Origin of the sequence: Streptomyces sp. NPDC056486 (assembly GCF_042795295.1) — a bacterium.
In the GTDB taxonomy this organism is placed as follows: Bacteria; Actinomycetota; Actinomycetes; order Streptomycetales; family Streptomycetaceae; genus Streptomyces.
On sequence record NZ_JBHTSF010000193.1, the window covers coordinates 1 to 15,576 of the forward strand.

The 15,576-nt window shown below is 70.0% G+C and carries 13 protein-coding genes; 4 read left to right on the forward strand and 9 right to left on the reverse strand.

What is annotated here, in order from left to right; translation table 11 throughout:
- Positions 1–118 precede the first annotated feature (118 nt).
- Entirely contained in the window at positions 119–790 is a 672-nt protein-coding gene (nucS, locus tag ACFQ7F_RS40520) for an endonuclease NucS (protein ID WP_383282680.1), read from the reverse strand.
- Between the two features lie 216 nt (positions 791–1,006).
- Here nucS and ACFQ7F_RS40525 point away from each other — a divergent pair, with 216 nt between their 5' ends.
- Positions 1,007–1,399 (forward strand): SCO5389 family protein, encoded by a 393-nt coding sequence (locus ACFQ7F_RS40525; RefSeq protein WP_361181384.1) that lies wholly within the window; start codon positions 1,007–1,009, stop codon positions 1,397–1,399.
- Positions 1,400–1,468: 69 nt separating this feature from the next.
- On the opposite strand, the gene ACFQ7F_RS40530 is transcribed toward ACFQ7F_RS40525, so the two are convergent.
- A complete protein-coding gene (locus tag ACFQ7F_RS40530; protein ID WP_383282684.1) occupies positions 1,469–2,521 on the reverse strand; it encodes an LLM class flavin-dependent oxidoreductase in 1,053 nt (350 codons plus the stop codon).
- 211 nt (positions 2,522–2,732) lie between these two features.
- On the opposite strand from ACFQ7F_RS40530, the gene ACFQ7F_RS40535 reads away from it, so the two are divergent.
- On the forward strand, positions 2,733–3,065 hold the full coding sequence (locus ACFQ7F_RS40535) for an ATP/GTP-binding protein (RefSeq protein ID WP_383282687.1): 333 nt from the start codon (positions 2,733–2,735) through the stop codon (positions 3,063–3,065).
- 28 nt (positions 3,066–3,093) lie between these two features.
- Here ACFQ7F_RS40535 and ACFQ7F_RS40540 read toward each other — a convergent pair whose 3' ends face one another.
- From ACFQ7F_RS40540 to mce, 7 genes are all read right to left on the reverse strand, one after another.
- Positions 3,094–3,930 (reverse strand): ABC transporter permease, encoded by an 837-nt coding sequence (locus ACFQ7F_RS40540; protein ID WP_383282713.1) that lies wholly within the window; start codon positions 3,928–3,930, stop codon positions 3,094–3,096.
- A gap of 83 nt (positions 3,931–4,013) precedes the next feature.
- The gene (locus tag ACFQ7F_RS40545; protein ID WP_383282690.1) at positions 4,014–5,234 is read right to left on the reverse strand and encodes an ABC transporter ATP-binding protein; all 1,221 of its coding nucleotides are present in this window, start codon (positions 5,232–5,234) and stop codon (positions 4,014–4,016) included.
- A gap of 165 nt (positions 5,235–5,399) precedes the next feature.
- Positions 5,400–6,170 (reverse strand): ABC transporter permease subunit, encoded by a 771-nt coding sequence (locus ACFQ7F_RS40550; protein ID WP_383282693.1) that lies wholly within the window; start codon positions 6,168–6,170, stop codon positions 5,400–5,402.
- Positions 6,171–6,173: 3 nt separating this feature from the next.
- Positions 6,174–7,169 carry an ABC transporter ATP-binding protein gene (locus tag ACFQ7F_RS40555; RefSeq protein ID WP_383282696.1) on the reverse strand — a complete coding sequence of 332 codons (996 nt, stop codon included), beginning with the start codon at positions 7,167–7,169 and terminating at the stop codon, positions 6,174–6,176.
- Positions 7,170–7,289: 120 nt separating this feature from the next.
- On the reverse strand, positions 7,290–8,225 hold the full coding sequence (locus tag ACFQ7F_RS40560; RefSeq protein WP_383282699.1) for a cellulose-binding protein: 936 nt from the start codon (positions 8,223–8,225) through the stop codon (positions 7,290–7,292).
- Positions 8,226–8,407: 182 nt separating this feature from the next.
- Positions 8,408–12,292, reverse strand: a complete 3,885-nt coding sequence (scy, locus tag ACFQ7F_RS40565) for a polarized growth protein Scy (protein WP_383282701.1) — start codon at positions 12,290–12,292, stop codon at positions 8,408–8,410.
- A 344-nt stretch (positions 12,293–12,636) separates the two neighbouring features.
- Positions 12,637–13,077 (reverse strand): methylmalonyl-CoA epimerase, encoded by a 441-nt coding sequence (gene mce, locus ACFQ7F_RS40570; protein WP_383282704.1) that lies wholly within the window; start codon positions 13,075–13,077, stop codon positions 12,637–12,639.
- A gap of 136 nt (positions 13,078–13,213) precedes the next feature.
- Here mce and ACFQ7F_RS40575 point away from each other — a divergent pair, with 136 nt between their 5' ends.
- Entirely contained in the window at positions 13,214–14,416 is a 1,203-nt protein-coding gene (locus ACFQ7F_RS40575) for an acetyl-CoA C-acetyltransferase (protein WP_383282707.1), read from the forward strand.
- Positions 14,417–14,500: 84 nt separating this feature from the next.
- The gene (gene meaB, locus ACFQ7F_RS40580) at positions 14,501–15,457 is read left to right on the forward strand and encodes a methylmalonyl Co-A mutase-associated GTPase MeaB (RefSeq protein WP_383282710.1); all 957 of its coding nucleotides are present in this window, start codon (positions 14,501–14,503) and stop codon (positions 15,455–15,457) included.
- Positions 15,458–15,576: the final 119 nt, after the last annotated feature.

Consider the following 15,576-nt stretch of genomic DNA (forward strand, 5'->3'; position numbering starts at 1 on the left):
CGGGGGGCCGCGGGCCCCGCCCCCGCGTGGCCCCCCCCTTCGCCTCCTTTCTGCCGTGGGTCGGGTACCGGGGGGGGGGGCCGGGGCCCCCCCCCCCCCCTCCTCCGTACAAAAGCTTCTAGAACAGCCGCAGTTTGTCGTCCTCGATGCCGCGCATCGCGTTGTAGTCCAGGATGGCGCAGCCGATGCCGCGGTCCGTGGCGAGCACGCGGGCCTGCGGCTTGATCTCCTGGGCGGCGAAGATGCCCTTGACGGGGGCCAGGTGCGGGTCGCGGTTCAACAGTTCGAGGTAGCGGGTGAGTTGCTCGACGCCGTCGATCTCACCGCGTCGCTTGATCTCGACGGCGACGGTCTGCCCGTCGGCGTCGCGGCAGAGGATGTCCACCGGGCCGATCGCCGTCATGTACTCGCGCCGGATGAGCGAATAGCCCTCGCCGAGCGTCTCGATCCGGTCGGCGAGCAGCTCCTGAAGGTGCGCTTCCACGCCGTCCTTGATGAGGCCGGGATCGACGCCCAATTCGTGCGAGGAGTCGTGAAGGATCTCTTCCATCGTGATGATGAGTTTCTCGCCCCCCTTGTTCACGACGGTCCAGACGCCCGCGTCGTCCCCGGTCCCCTCCTTCAAGGTGCAGGGCGGGGACATCCAGTTGAGAGGTTTGTAGGCCCGGTCGTCCGCGTGGATCGAGACACTGCCGTCCGCCTTGACAAGGATCAGGCGGGGGGCCGACGGGAGATGGGCTGTGAGCCTGCCCGCGTAATCCACGGAGCATCGGGCAATGACGAGACGCATGGGGCGCAACGCTACTCGACCCCAGGTGGTGCGCGCGATTCCTCCATCGATGGGCCTGTTCGATCCTGGCCGGTTATGTTCCCAATCTCCTGGTGAAGTGCGGGTCCGATGCTTAACGTATAAGCAGGAGGTCGCCGTGTGTGCACGCTGCGTGCACGGACGGACTCCTTCCCTGTCCGTAAGCCCCCGCTCCCCGGGGGCGCGAGAGGAGAACCCATGTCGCTCGACGTCTCACCGGCGCTGTTGGAACAGGCCGAGCGAGGCGAGGTCGATGAAGCGGAATTCGTCGACTGCGTCCGGACCTCCCTGCCTTACGCATGGGAGATGATCAGCTCCCTGGTGGCCCAGCTGAAGGTTGACGGCGGCGAGTTCGCCGACAACCAGACGCCGCCACCCAACGAGCAGGCACGCGGCCAGCTCCTTCGGGCGCTCGCGAGTGACGCGATTCGCGGCGCTCTGCAGCGCCACTTCGGAGTGCGTCTCGCATTCCAGAACTGCCACCGTGTGGCGGTGTTCCCGCTGGATGCGTCTGTGGACGACAGGCTCGCCCGGTTCACCTCGATCCGGGGCCAGCTGCTCAACCAGTCGCCCACACTGCGGGACTGCTGACGCTCTGAGCTGCCGCTCCGTACGCGGGAGGTGTTCTAGTACCGGAGCGGCAGCTCCCGCCCCAGCGGCTCAGCCGAGCTGGGGCAGCACTTCGGCACCCAGCCTTCGGACGTTCTCTTCCGTCGTCGCCAGATCGCCGGAGCCCTCGACAAGGAGCGCGAAGCGGGTGATCCCCGTGCGCTCCGATGTGGCCGCGATCCGGTCGGCGCACAGCTGCGGAGTACCCACCGGATGCAGCCCGCAGAGGAGTTCGGTGTACGCGAGCGGGTCCCGCATCGCCCGCGTACGGCCGTCGACCGTCACATGCGCGTCAAGACCCTGCTTGAGCCACCCCGGCATCGCCTTCTGCAGCGTCTCCGCCGCGTCCAGGCGCCGGTCCGCGATCTGTGCGACCCCGGCGGACACGTGCGGAGCCCGGTGGACGTCCTCCGGCGTACGCCCCGCGGCGCGCGCGTGCCGACGCCACAACGCCACCATTTCGGCCTTCTCCTCGTCGCCGACATGCATGCCGAGCAGCATCGGCAGACCGCGATCCGCCGCAAGGCGCACACTGGCCGGCGAGGTGCAGGCGACGACCACCTCCGGTCCGCCGGTACTCTCCCCGCTCTCCTCGGCCGGGCCCGTCAGCGCCTCCTGCGGCCGTGGCACCACGGTGACCTCGCGGAAGGGGAAGCGGCCCGCGTCGCCCGCGACCCGAGGCTCGCTCAGCCATCGAAGGAGCAGGTCGAGCGATTCCGGGAACCCCTTCTCGTACGCGTCGAGACCGGCCCCGAAGACCTCCAGGTCCACCCACGGCCCGCCGCGCCCCACGCCGAGCGAGAAGCGCCCGCCGGACGTCAGGTGCAGCAGCGCCGCCTGCTCGCCCAGGGCGACGGGATGAACCGTCGGCAGGACACTCACCGCGGTGCCGACCCGGATGCGCCGCGTACGCCCGAGAAGGAGCGCGGCGAGGGTCACGGCGGACGGACATGTGCCGTACGGCACGAAGTGGTGCTCGGCGAGCCAGACGGAGTCCAGGCCCGCCTCCTCGGCCACCTCCGCGGACCGCACCGCACGGTGCAGCGCCTCCCCCTGCCCCTGTCCCGGGAACTGGGCGGCCAGAACAAAACTACCTACACGCATCGCACTCCTGCCTCCTTGGCGCCGACGCAGGCACTCCCCCTACGGGCAACAACGCGTGACACGTGCCAAAGGCACGGCTTGGCATGAAGATTGACGGATTTTCTGCGAAATGCTGGGGGGATCTGTGGTGATTGGTGACAGGCGCCCACTCCTGCGCATGCCGCGTAGGCTGGACGCACTCCTGGCCCCCGTACATCCCGTGAGGTGTCCCGTGTCCCCGCGTCGTAACCGCCCGAAGGGCGGCGGAGAAGACAGCCCGCGCACGGAAGGGGAACCGGCGGGCCGCTACGGCGGCTTCCAGTCCACCGAGAGCTGGCAGGGCGAGCAGTGGAGTCTGCGCCATGTCGCGGGCGCGAGCACGGTCGGCAAGACCTACCGCTGCCCCGGCTGCGACCAGGAGATCCCCTCCGGCGTCGCGCATGTGGTGGCCTGGCCCGAGCACTCGGGCGTGGACGAGCGCAGGCACTGGCACAAGGCCTGCTGGAACGCGAAGGACCGCCGCACCTCGCGGGTGCAGCGGTCCCGTAACGCGCCCAGATACTGACGGCCCTACTGACGGCCGTTCCCGGCGGCTATACGTCGCGCTTCTCCAGGAGAGCGAAGGCGCCGACGATCGCGGCCATCGTCACGCCGACGAGCAGCAGCAGCTGCGAGGTGCCGCCGCCCGCCCCGTCCATCTCGAAGATCTTGGCGAGCGAATTGATGGCGTTGTAGTCCATCATCTTCTCGCCGAAAGGCCGGGTGCCCTCGGAGATCATCAGGAACACGGGCAGGATCGCGGGCACCAGGACCACGCCGAGCATCGCGGTGATCGCGCCCGCCGAGTGGCGCAGCATCGATCCTGCGGCGAGCGCGAGGACACCCAGGAGCGAGACGTAGAGCCCGCCCTTGAGGACCGTGCCCGACCAGGCCACGTCGCCCGCCTCGGGGCCGCTGTGCATCCCCGACGTCATCAGGCCCACAAGGAAGATGGAGCCCGCCGAGACGACGAAAGCGATCACGAAGAAGATCAGGATCTTGGCGGCGAACACGCGATAGCGCTGCGGCGACGCCGTGAACGTCGTACGGATCATGCCCGTGCCGTACTCGGACGACGTCACCAGGACGCCGAGCGTGATCAGACAGATCTGGCCGAGCACGAGACCGAAGAACGCCGGGATCGTGAACGGCACCTCCGCGAAGTCCCGGTCCTGCGTCTGCCCGGCCACGAGCAGGCCGATGCCGACGACCAGGAGGAAGAAGACGCCGAGGGTCCACATCGTCGAGCGGACCGACTTGATCTTCGTCCACTCGGACGCCAGGGCGTTGCCGAGGTGGGTCTTCTTGACCGGGATCGGCGAGGTGTAGGCATTGTTCACCGCCTGCTGCCACGCGGAGGGCGGTGCGGGGGCGGCAGGCGGGGGAGCCATCGGGGCGCCCTGCGGCATGGGGGCGCCGGCCTGTGCGTACGCCTGCTGGGGCTGCGCCTGCGGCTGCGGAGTCGGAGGCGTGGTCATCGGGGGGATTCCTCGCTGTCGGTGGCGCGCTTTGTCATCTCAGGAGCGGGAGCGGGAGCGGCTGCGGGCGCCTGCGGGGTGGCGGCCGCGTACGGATTGGGGGTGCCCTGCGGTGCGGCAGGGGCCCCGGGAGCGCCCTGGGGCGCCCCCTGAGGCATCGCGAAGGGCTGGCCGCCCTGCTGGGGCGGCGGCGGCGCGTACCACCCGGGCTGGCCCTGTCCGGCCACCGGCATCGGCTGCTGCGGCATCGCACCCGGCGGCATCTGCTGTACGGGCATCTGCAGCCCCGCGCGCTGGTCGACCGTCGAGCGGTAGTCGACGGCGCCCTGCGTCATCCGCATGTACGCCTCTTCCAGCGAGGCCTGGTGCGGGGAGAGCTCCCACACGCGGACGTCCGCGCCGTGCGCGAGGTCGCTGATGCGGGGGAGCGGAAGGCCGGTCACGCGCAGCGCGCCGTCCTGCTCGGGCATGACCTGGCCGCCCGCCTCGCTCAGCGCGGCCGACAGCTTCTCGCGCTGCTGCACATCGCCTTCCGGAGTGCGCACCCGGGCGAAGTCGGCGGAGTTGTGCGAGATGAAGTCCTTGACGCTCATGTCCGCGAGCAGCTGCCCCCGGCCGATCACGATCAGGTGCTCGGCGGTCAGCGCCATCTCACTCATCAGGTGCGAGGAGACGAAGACCGTACGTCCCTCGGCGGCGAGCGACTTCATCAGGTTCCTGACCCAGAGGATGCCCTCGGGGTCGAGGCCGTTGACCGGCTCGTCGAAGAGCAGCACCTGAGGGTCGCCGAGGAGTGCGGCGGCGATGCCCAGGCGCTGGCCCATGCCGAGCGAGAAGCCCTTGGAGCGCTTCTTCGCCACCTCCTGGAGGCCCACGACGCCGAGCACCTCGTCGACCCGGCGGGCCGGGATGCCGGAGAGCTGCGCGAGACACAGGAGGTGGTTGCGGGCGTGCCTGCCGCCGTGCACCGCCTTGGCGTCGAGCAGCGCGCCGACCTGGCGGGGGGCGTTGGGGAGCTTGCGGTACGGGTAGCCGCCGATCGTCACCTGACCCGTGGTGGGTTGGTCGAGCCCGAGGATCATGCGCATGGTCGTCGACTTGCCGGAGCCGTTCGGGCCCAGGAAGCCGGTGACCGTGCCGGGTCGCACCTGAAAGGAAAGGTTGTACACGGCTGTCTTGGCGCCGTAGCGCTTCGTCAGGCCGACTGCCTCGATCATTCTCCGCACCCATCGAATGGTTCAGGACGTCGGGGCACACGCCCCCGTAAGGGTTAGGAGGATAACGGGGAGCTGACGGTTCCAGCCAAGAGAGAGCAAAGCCTCCGCCAGAACGGCCACCACCGGACTGCGGACGGACCCTCACCGCACTCCGGCGGAGAACGCTTACGCGTCCCGCTTCTTCAGCAGTACATAGCCGCCGATCAGTGCCACCGCGACCCACACCACCATGATGGCGAGCCCGCCCCAGGGCCCGTAAGGGATGTCGTCGTCCAGCGGCGTCTTCACCTGCATGATCCTGTTCCCCGCCTGGTCAGGGAGGTAACGGCCGATCTTCTTCGTCGCGGAGACGTTGCCCAGGATGCTGGAGATCAGGAAGAAGAACGGCATCAGGATGCCGAGCGACAGCATCGGGCTGCGCAGCATCGTGGCGACGCCCATCGAGAACATCGCGATGAGCGTCATGTAGAGCCCGCCGCCGATCACCGCACGGAGCACTCCCGGATCGCCGATCATGGCCTTGTGCTCGCCGAGCATCGCCTGTCCCAGGAAGAACGTGATGAAGCTCGTGACGAGCCCCACCACCAGGCAGAGCAGGGTGGCGACCACGACCTTGCCGGTCATGAACGTCGCCCGCTGCGGGACCGCGGAGAGGGACGTGCGGATCATGCCGGTGCTGTACTCGTTCGAGACGACGAGCACACCGAAGACGATCATCGCGAGCTGGCCGAGGCTCATACCGGCGAAACTGGTGTAGGTGGGGTCGAAGACCTGTTGGTCCTGGGCGCCCAGGCTGTCGTAGTCGTTCTTCGCCAGAATGCTGATCAACAGACCGAGCCCGACCGTGACGACCACGGCGAGACCCAGCGTCCACACGGTCGACGAGACCGAGCGGATCTTGGTCCACTCCGACTTCAGTACCTGCGTCGCGGCCATCGCTCAGGACCCCTTCTTCTGCTGCTGCCAGCTCCCGCCCCAGCCCCCGACCTGCTCGGGGGGAGGCGGGGCGGCGCCGGGGGCCGCCTGGTCGGTGGTGTGCGCGTGGTACTCCACCGACTCCGCGGTGAGCTGCATGAAGGCCTCCTCCAGCGAGGCCTGCTGGGGGCTGAGCTCGTGGAGCACGAGCTGATGGCGGGCAGCGAGCTCGCCGAGGTCCTCGGAGGGGGTGCCGTCGACTTCGAGGGTCCCGTTGCCCGCCTCGACGGCCGTGACGCCCTCTTGGTGCAGCACGTCGAGGAGGCGCTCGCGCTGGGGTGAGCGCAGCCGGACGTACGAGCGTGAGTTCTGCCGGATGAAGTCCGCCATGGAGGTGTCGGCGAGGAGCCGCCCCTGCCCGATGACGACGAGGTGCTCGGCGGTCAGCGCCATCTCACTCATCAGGTGGGAGGAGACGAAGACCGTACGGCCCTGCGCGGCGAGGGACTTCATCAGGTTCCGGATCCAGTGGATGCCCTCGGGGTCGAGTCCGTTGACCGGCTCGTCGAACATCAGGATCTCGGGGTCGCCGAGCAGCGCGCCCGCGATGCCCAGGCGCTGGCCCATGCCGAGCGAGAAGCCCTTGGCCTTCTTCTTGGCGACCTGCGTCAGACCGACGGTGTCGAGGACCTGGTGGACGCGGGTGCGCGGGATGCCGTTGCTCTGCGCGAGGCAGAGGAGATGGTTGAAGGCGCTGCGCCCGCCGTGCATGGCCTTGGCGTCGAGCAGGGCGCCGATGTACTTCAACGGGTCCTTCAGCTGGTCGTACCGCTTGCCGTCGATCCGCGCGGCACCCGCAGTGGGGTTGTCGAGCCCGAGCATCATCCGCATCGTCGTGGACTTGCCCGCGCCGTTCGGCCCGAGGAAGCCGGTGACGACACCAGGATGCACGGTGAAGGTGAGGTCGTTGACGGCCAGTTTCTCGCCGTACCGCTTGGTCAGCCCCTCGAGCTCGATCATGCGGCCACGCTAAAACGGGACAGAGCCCCCTGCCACTTGGGCAGGGGGCTCTGTAAGCGTCCCTTCAGGGGCGCGGGGAACTGCGTGCTCAGCAACGAGCCCGCAGGTCTCCCAGGCGCTTCAGCGGGTCTGCTGAGCCGGAACCCCGCGAGAGACCGGCTCCTCGTCGGCGGGCGTACCCGCGGCGGCGACGGCCGCACCCGTGAGCGTGGCCAGCATCTCGCGCACATTGGTGAGCTGCGCGTTGATCGAGTCGCGACGGTTCGTCAGCGCCGCAAGCTCGCGCTCCGACTCCGAACGGATCCGGTCGGCCTTGGCGTTCGCATCGGCGACGATGTCCTCGGCCTGACGCTGCGCCGTCTCCACCGTCTGACGGGCGCGACGCTCGGCGTCCGTACGCAGCTTCTCCGCCTCGAGACGAAGCTGCTCCGCACGGTGCTCGATCTCCGCAAGACGCTTCTCGGCCTTGGCCTGACGCGAAGCCAGGTCACGCTCCGACTGCTCGCGGCGCTTGGCGAGGTTCGTCTCGAAGTCGGCCGCGGCCTGGGCGGCCTTGGCGCGGGTCTCCTCGAAGAGGGCGTCAGCCTCCTCGCGCTTCTGCTGCGCGTCCTTCTGCGCCTCGCTGCGCAGCGTGCCCGCCTCGCCCTTGGCCTTCTCGACGATCCGGACGCCCTCGTCCTCCGCCTTGGCCTTGCGCTCGGCCGCGAACGACTCGGCGTCGTTGCGCACCTGCTGGGCCGCCGACTCGGCGAGCTCACGGTGCTGCTCGGCTGCGCGACGGGCCTCTTCGCGCAGGTCCTTCGCCTCCTCCTCGGCGAGGCGGAGGATCTTCTCGACGCGGGCACCGAGGCCCGCGTACGACGGTTCGGCGTCGGCTACCTGCGCCTGCGCGTTCTGCGTCTCGAGGTGCAGTTCCTCAATGCGCTTTTCCAGAGCAGTGATTCGAGCGAGAGCGCTGTCACGGTCGGAGACGAGCTTGGAGATACGTTCGTCCACCTGAGCGCGGTCGTACCCACGCCGCACAAGCTCGAAGCCGTAGGGGGAAGTGTCGCTCATGGGGTTCCTGTCGAATGAGACCGGTGAGGTGATAGGGGGAATCCTAGGGGTCAAAGCGGCGTGTCATCGAGCGGATGCCCGTTTGATCTGGAGAATGACACCCCTTTTGAGTGGCTAACCGCCAGAGGACTTGCCAGCGACAGTGCCGAAGGTCCTTTACAAGCACGGCGGATGTTCCTTGGCTACCCCTCAGACGGCTTGCCACTCGATCGAGTTGACCCCGCCGCCGCGCCGGCCTTGACGCCACTGTCCTTCGCACCGGGGACCGGTGGGGCCTCAAAAGACTCCAACGCCTCCAGCACGTCCTGGACACGGGAAATCTCCGCGTTGATGTCCTCGCGGCGCCGGACGAGAATCTCCAGCTCGCGTTTACCCTCGTCAACCGTCCGCTCGGCCTCGGCCTCCGCCTCCGCCTTGACGCGCTCGGCGTCGCGCACCAGCTCGGCGACCTTCGTCTCGGCCTCCTTGAGCAGTGCCTCGGCCCTCTTCACGGCGGAGATCCGCACCTTGCCGGCCTCGGAGCTCGCGTCCGACACCATCTCCTTGGCCGTCGCCTCGGCCTCGGCGCGCTGCTCCTCCGCGGCCTTCACCAGGGCGTCACAGCGCTCGCCCGCGGACTTCATCGCCTCGGCGGACTCGCGGCGCGCACGCTCGTGCAGCTCCTCGATCTCGGCGGTGAGGCGGTCGCGCTGCTCCTCGGAGCGCTCCCTTATGGCCGTCGCGTCCCTGCGGGCACCGACGAGCAGTTCGTCCGCGTCCGTACGGGCCTTCTCCACCAGGGAGTTGCCCTCGACCGTCGCGTCGGAGACAAGACGGTCGGCCTCCGTACGTGCCGCGCCGACCATCGTGTCGGCCTGCGCCTCCGCGTCCGTGGTGGCCTTGAGCGCCTTCTCCTGAGCGTCGGTCGTCAGCTTCTCGGCCTCGGCCACCGCTTCCGTGATGAGCGCGTCGACCTGCTCGGCCGCCTCGGAACGGCTCTTGTTGGCGGCCCTGCGTGCCTCGTCCTGGGTCCGCTCGGCCTCCTCCCGCGCCTGCGAGGTGAGCCGCTCGGCCTCGGCGGCGGCCTCCGCCTTGACGCGCTCGGCGTCCGACCGGATGCGCTCGGCGTGCTGCTGGGCGGAGCCGACCGTCTCGGCGGCGTCCGCGCGAAGCCGCTCGGCGTCACCCGTCGCGTCCGAGATGAGCTTCTCGGCCTTGGCCACCGACTCCGCGCGCACCCGCTCGGCCTCGGTGGTCGTCTCGGCCCGCAGCCGGTCGGCCTCCGCGACCGTCTCGGTCTGCAGCCGCTCCGCCTCGCTGCGCGCCTCGCCGATCAGCTGGTCGGCCTGGCTCGCCGCGTCACTGCGGATGCGGTTGGCGTCCTCGCGGGCGTCGGCGCGCGTGCGGGACGCGTCCTGCTCGGCCGACGCGATCGCGTCCGAGGCCTCCGTGCGGGAACGCTGGGCGTACTCGGAAGCGTCCGAGCGCAGCCGCTCGGCCTCCGCGATCGCCTCCGAAACGGTGCGCTCGGCAAGCGACTTGGCGGCCTCGGACTCCTCGTTCGCCTCACGCCGGGCGCGGCTCGCGTCCTCGGCGGCGCGCTCCCGCTCGGCGTAGGCGTCGGCGCGGACGCGGTCCGCTTCCTCCTGCGCCTCGGTCTTCGTACGCCCCGCCGCGTGCTCGGCGGCGCTGCGCAGGCCGGCGATCTCCTCCTGCGCCGACTCCTGCATCCCCGCCACGGAGTCCCGTACGGACTGGGCGGTCTGCTCGGCGCTTGAGACCATCTCGGTCGCCCTGCGGTCTGCCTCCTCGACGAGGCGGACGGCCTCGGTCTGGGCCTCCTCGACGCGCTTGCGGGCGGTGGCGAGGAGCTCCTCGCTCTGCTCGCGGGCCCGCTCGCGCTCCTGGTCGGCCTCGCCGCGCGCGGAGCTGAGGGTCTCCTCGGCCTCCCTGCGGCGCCTCGCGGCCTCCTCCTGGGCGGCGGACAGCGCCTCGGCGGCCTCCGTGCCCACGCGCTCGGCGGCGGCTGCGGCCTCCGAGCGAAGCCGGTCGGCCGACTCCTGGGCCTCGGTCTTGAGCCGCTCGGCCTCGGTGGCGGCGTCCGTACGCAGCCGCACGGCGATGTTCTCGCCCTCGGCGCGCGCCTGCGACGCGTCGGCCGCGGCCTCGGTACGCAGGCGCTCGGCCTCGGTCTCGGCCTGCGCCTGAAGGGTGCGGATCCGCTCGGCGGACTCGCTGCGAAGGCGGTCCGTCTCGTCCGATGCCTCCTTACGGATGCGCTCGGCCTCGGCGCGGGCGTCGGTCAGCGCCTGCTCGGCGGAGGCGAGACGCTCCTCGGCCTCCGTGTGCAGGCGGGTCAGCTCGTCGGCAGCCTCGGCCTGACGTGCCGCTATGGCCCGCTCGGTCTCCTCGTGCAGGGCCCGCGCGGCGTCCGTCGCCTCGGACTTCGTGGCCTCGGCCTGCTCGGCGGCCTCCTCGCGGTGCCGCTCGGCCTCCGCGCGGGTGCGCTCCAGGGTCTCCTCGGCCTGCTTGCGCAGGGTCGTGGCGCGCTCGATGGCTTCGGCGCGGACCCGGTCGCTCTCGGCGGTCGCCGCCGTCTTCAGCTCATCGCCGTCGGCCTTCGCCTTGGCGAGCAGCTCCTCGGCGGACTTGGCCGCCTCCTCGATCTGCTGGACGGCCTCGCGCCTGGCCTCGCTGCGGATCCGCTCGCCCTCGGTGACCGCGTCGGCCCGCAGCTGCTCGGCCTCGCCGCGCAGGCGGCGCGCCTCCTCCTGCAGCTCGACGGTCTTGGCGCGGTACTCCTTGGTGTCGTCCTTCGCCGTGCCCTTGAGCTGCTCGGCGATGTCGTGCGCCTCGGCACGCAGCCGGTCCGCCTCGGTCTCGGCCTCGGTGCGGATCCGCTCGGCCTCTTCGGTGGCGGTCTTCGTCGTCTCTTTGGCGTCCTTGGACGCCTTGTCGAGTACGTCCTCCGCGGTGCGGGCGGCCTTGGCGAGCTGGCCCGCGGTCTCCTCGGCGGTGATCGTGCGCGCCTTCTCGGAGGCGTCCTTGATCAGCTGCTCGGCCTCGGCCTTGGCGTCGGTGACGAGCTGCTCGGCCTCGGCCTTGGTGACCTCGGCTTCCTTCGTCGCCTCGCCCACCAGGCGGGCGACCTGCTCCTTGGCGGTGCGCGTGCGCTGTTCGTTGGCGCCCTCGGCGGCCGACAGCTGTTTGGACGCGGTGTCCTTCGCCTCGGCGACGACCTTGTCGGCCTCCGCGCGCGCCTCGCGCAGAGCCGTCTCGGCCTCCGCCATGCGCTGCTCGGCGGCCCGGCTCGCCTCGCTCGCCTGGCGGCGTGACTGCTCGGACTCGGTGGCCGTGGAGGAGCGCAGCTGCTCCGCGTGATCGGTGGCCTCCTGCGCCTGCGTGGAAGCGGCGTTCAGGAGGCGCTCGGCGTCCGCACGGGCCCGGCGCAGGGTCGCCTCGGCCTCGGCGCGGGCCGACTCGGCATCGCTGGCAAGGCGCTGGCGGGCCTCTTCGGCCACACGCTCGGCCTCGGCGCGGGCAGCGGCAAGGGCCTGGTCGGCCTCCGCGCGCGACTCGTCGAGCAGGCGGCGTGCCTGCTGCTCCGTGCGCGCCCGGAGTTGCTCGGCCCACGCCACGTTCTCGTTGACGTGCGACTCGACGGTCTGGCGGCGCTCGGACAGCTCCTGGTCGAGCTGCTGACGGCGTGACACCGCCTCGGAGTGCAGCTCGGACTGGAGCCTGGACTGCTGCTCGGCGTGCTCCTGGAGGATGCGCTGGGTCTGCGCACGGGCGTCGCGCAGCTCCCGCTCGGCGTCCTGGCGCAGCTGGTCGGCCTGAACCTGGGCATTACGGAGCAACTGCTCGGCCTGATAGCCGATGTCCGCGCCGTCGTAGGCAGGGCGGGACGCGAGGTTGCGGCGCGCCTCGTGAAGCTTGGCGCGCAACACCTCGACCTGGTAGCCGAGGTCTTCGGCGTGCTGAACAGCCTTCTCTCGCTCGGTCTTCAGCCGGTCCATCTCGGCCTCGAACCGCGAAAGATGGTCCGTCTCAGCCCGCGAGCTCTCTTGGCGTTCGTAGCCCCGCACTGCGCGGTCCCATCCTTCCCCAAGCTCTCAACTTCGTTCGAGCAGGGGATACCCCACTCCAAGCCCTCAACTTCGACCGAGTAGGGAGGCCCCACTCCAAGCTCTCAACTTCGACCGAGTAGGGAAGACCCCCACTCTGGTCGCAAGTTTCGTACGAGCCCTGTCCATCCGCCGAACGGGGCCCACGGGGAATGGTGTCAGATCATCAGCGGAGCAGGGGCTGCTGCCCTGACGCTCGTCCCCCGAAACCCGGACCCCGGTAAACAGTCGCCCAGCGTACGGACGACCGGCCGCCCATACTTCGGACGGCCGACCACAACCTTACCGGCCCAAGTATGCGGAGGTCAGTGCTCCGGTGACTCCTGAGCTGCCGAGGTGACGAGTTCGGTCAGTACTCCGTGACAGTCCTTGGGGTGCAGGAAGGTGATACGGGATCCCATGGAACCGATCCTGGGCTCCTCATAAAGGACGCGTACGCCTTTTTCCTTTACGGCGGCGGCGTCGGCGTCCACGTCCGCGGTGCCGAAGGCGATGTGGTGCACGCCCTCGCCGTTCTTCGCCAGCCACTTGCCCACGGCGGAGTCGTCGCGAGTGGGTTCGAGGAGCTGCAGGTAGGAGGCGCCGCCGTCACTCGTCTCATTGATCTTGAGCATGGCCTCGCGCACGCCCTGCTCCTCATTGACTTCGGTGTGGAACACCGTGAAGCCGTACGTCTCCCGGTAGAACTCGACGGTCTTGTCGAGGTCGAAACAGGCGATCCCGATGTGATCGATTCGCGTCAGCATGGTCTAAGTGCAGCCTTTCCGGCGGTGATTACGCAACGTGCGCGCGATCACACCGAGCGCCCGGTGACGCGCGGCGTACCGCTCAGTACATTCAAGTAAACCCTCATTAACTCCTCCTCCCAAGGGGCCGTGGCACATGTCTGGAACGACCGGTACCACCTCAGTGATCGTCGCGGGCGCTCGAACGCCCATGGGCCGCCTGCTCGGCTCCCTGAAGTCCTTCTCCGGCGCGGACCTGGGCGGGTTCGCGATCAAGGCCGCGCTCGACCGGGCCGGCATCGGCGGCGACCAGGTGCAGTACGTGATCATGGGGCAGGTGCTCACGGCCGGGGCAGGGCAGATCCCGGCACGTCAGGCCGCCGTCAAGGCGGGCATCCCCATGAACGTCCCCGCGCTCACCGTCAACAAGGTGTGTCTCTCCGGGCTCGACGCGATCGCGCTCGCCGACCAGCTGATCCGCGCGGGCGAGTTCGACATCGTCGTCGCCGGCGGCCAGGAGTCGATGACGAACGCGCCGCACCTCCTCCCGAAGTCCCGCGAAGGCTTCAAGTACGGCGCCATCGAGATGCTCGACTCCATGGCGTACGACGGCCTGACCGACTCCATCGAGAACATCGCCATGGGCGAGTCCACGGAGAAGCACAACACCCGCCTGGGCATCGCACGCCCCGAGCAGGACGAGATCGCCGCCGCTTCCCACCAGCGGGCCGCCGCCGCGCAGAAGAACGGCACCTTCGAGGCCGAGATCACCCCGGTCGAGATCCCGCAGCGCAAGGGCGACCCGGTCCTGTTCTCCAAGGACGAGGGCATCCGGGCCGAGACGACCACGGAGTCCCTCGGCAAGCTGCGCCCGGCCTTCGCCAAGGACGGCACGATCACGGCGGGCACGTCCTCGCAGATCTCCGACGGCGCCGCGGCGGTCGTGGTGATGTCGAAGGCCAAGGCCGAGGAGCTCGGCCTGACGTGGCTCGCGGAGATCGGGGCACACGGCAACGTGGCGGGCCCGGACAACTCGCTCCAGTCGCAGCCGTCGAACGCGATCCAGCACGCCCTGAAGAAGGAGGGCCTAGGCGTCGCGGACCTCGACCTGATCGAGATCAACGAGGCCTTCGCCGCGGTCGCGGTGCAGTCAATGAAGGACCTCGGGGTCTCCTCGGAAAAGGTGAACGTCAACGGCGGCGCCATCGCCCTGGGTCACCCGATCGGGATGTCCGGCGCACGCGTCGTACTGCACCTCGCCCTTGAGCTGAAGCGGCGGGGCGGCGGCGTGGGCGCGGCGGCGCTGTGTGGCGGCGGCGGGCAGGGGGACGCGCTGATCGTGAAGGTGGCGAAGGCCTGACGCGTCCCGCGCGGGTAAGCCTTCTCTACCTCTAGGTACGTCTACCTCTAGGTACGTCTACGTCTAGGAACGGAGCTGTCTGACATGCAGGACGTCCCCTCCCTGGTGGCACAGGCCCGCGAGGGCAGGCCACGGGCCGTGGCCCGGCTGATCTCACTGGTCGAGGGGGCGTCGCCGCAGCTCCGCGAGGTCATGGCGGCGCTCGCTCCGCTGGCGGGTCATGCGTACGTGGTGGGCCTCACGGGGTCTCCCGGTGTCGGCAAATCGACTTCGACGTCGGCGCTCGTGTCCGCGTACCGCAGGGCGGGCAAGCGGGTCGGCGTCCTGGCCGTCGACCCCTCGTCCCCCTTCTCCGGCGGCGCGCTGCTCGGCGACCGGGTCCGGATGTCGGAGCACGCGTCCGACCCCGGGGTCTACATCCGCTCCATGGCGACGCGCGGCCACCTCGGCGGCCTCGCGTGGTCGGCACCGCAGGCGATCCGGGTCCTGGACGCGGCGGGCTGCGACGTCGTCCTCGTGGAGACGGTCGGCGTGGGCCAGTCCGAGGTGGAGATCGCCTCGCAGGCGGACACGTCGGTGGTGCTGCTCGCCCCCGGCATGGGCGACGGGATCCAGGCGGCGAAGGCCGGGATCCTGGAGATCGGCGATGTGTACGTCGTCAACAAGGCGGACCGGGACGGCGCGGACGCGACCGCGCGCGAGCTGAACCACATGCTGGGGCTCGGGGAGTCCCGCGCCAAGGGGGACTGGCGCCCGCCCATCGTGAAGACGGTGGCCGCGCGGGGCGAGGGGATCGACGAGGTCGTCGAAGCCCTGGAGAAGCACCGGGCGTGGATGGAGGAGCGGGGGGTCCTCGCGGAACGCAGGGCGGCGCGGGCGGCGCGGGAGGTCGAGACGATCGCGGTCACGGCCCTGCGCGAGCGCATCGCGGATCTCCACGGGGACGCGCGGCTTTCGGCGCTCTCGGAACGGATCGTGGCGGGGGAGACCGACCCGTACTCGGCGGCGGACGAACTGATCGAGAGCTTGACGGCGGGCTGAGGGCGGCTCAGTGTGCGGCCGCAACGTGAGCGGGGCCCCCACGGAAAACACGGCGGGGCCCCCACACCGGGGGGACGGGGGGTGATTTATAGTCCGAGGGGTTTTCGTGGGGTCCCTGG

Excerpts from the sequence above, each read along its gene's own strand:
- nucS (WP_383282680.1), bottom strand. The coding sequence starts at position 790 with ATGCGTCTCGTCATTGCCCGATGCTCCGTGGATTACGCGGGCAGGCTC.
- ACFQ7F_RS40525 (WP_361181384.1), top strand. The coding sequence starts at position 1,007 with ATGTCGCTCGACGTCTCACCGGCGCTGTTGGAACAGGCCGAGCGAGGC.
- ACFQ7F_RS40530 (WP_383282684.1), bottom strand. The coding sequence starts at position 2,521 with ATGCGTGTAGGTAGTTTTGTTCTGGCCGCCCAGTTCCCGGGACAGGGG.
- ACFQ7F_RS40540 (WP_383282713.1), bottom strand. The coding sequence starts at position 3,930 with ATGGCTCCCCCGCCTGCCGCCCCCGCACCGCCCTCCGCGTGGCAGCAG.
- ACFQ7F_RS40545 (WP_383282690.1), bottom strand. The coding sequence starts at position 5,234 with ATGATCGAGGCAGTCGGCCTGACGAAGCGCTACGGCGCCAAGACAGCC.
- ACFQ7F_RS40550 (WP_383282693.1), bottom strand. The coding sequence starts at position 6,170 with ATGGCCGCGACGCAGGTACTGAAGTCGGAGTGGACCAAGATCCGCTCG.
- ACFQ7F_RS40555 (WP_383282696.1), bottom strand. The coding sequence starts at position 7,169 with ATGATCGAGCTCGAGGGGCTGACCAAGCGGTACGGCGAGAAACTGGCC.
- ACFQ7F_RS40560 (WP_383282699.1), bottom strand. The coding sequence starts at position 8,225 with ATGAGCGACACTTCCCCCTACGGCTTCGAGCTTGTGCGGCGTGGGTAC.
- mce (WP_383282704.1), bottom strand. The coding sequence starts at position 13,077 with ATGCTGACGCGAATCGATCACATCGGGATCGCCTGTTTCGACCTCGAC.
- ACFQ7F_RS40575 (WP_383282707.1), top strand. The coding sequence starts at position 13,214 with ATGTCTGGAACGACCGGTACCACCTCAGTGATCGTCGCGGGCGCTCGA.
- meaB (WP_383282710.1), top strand. The coding sequence starts at position 14,501 with ATGCAGGACGTCCCCTCCCTGGTGGCACAGGCCCGCGAGGGCAGGCCA.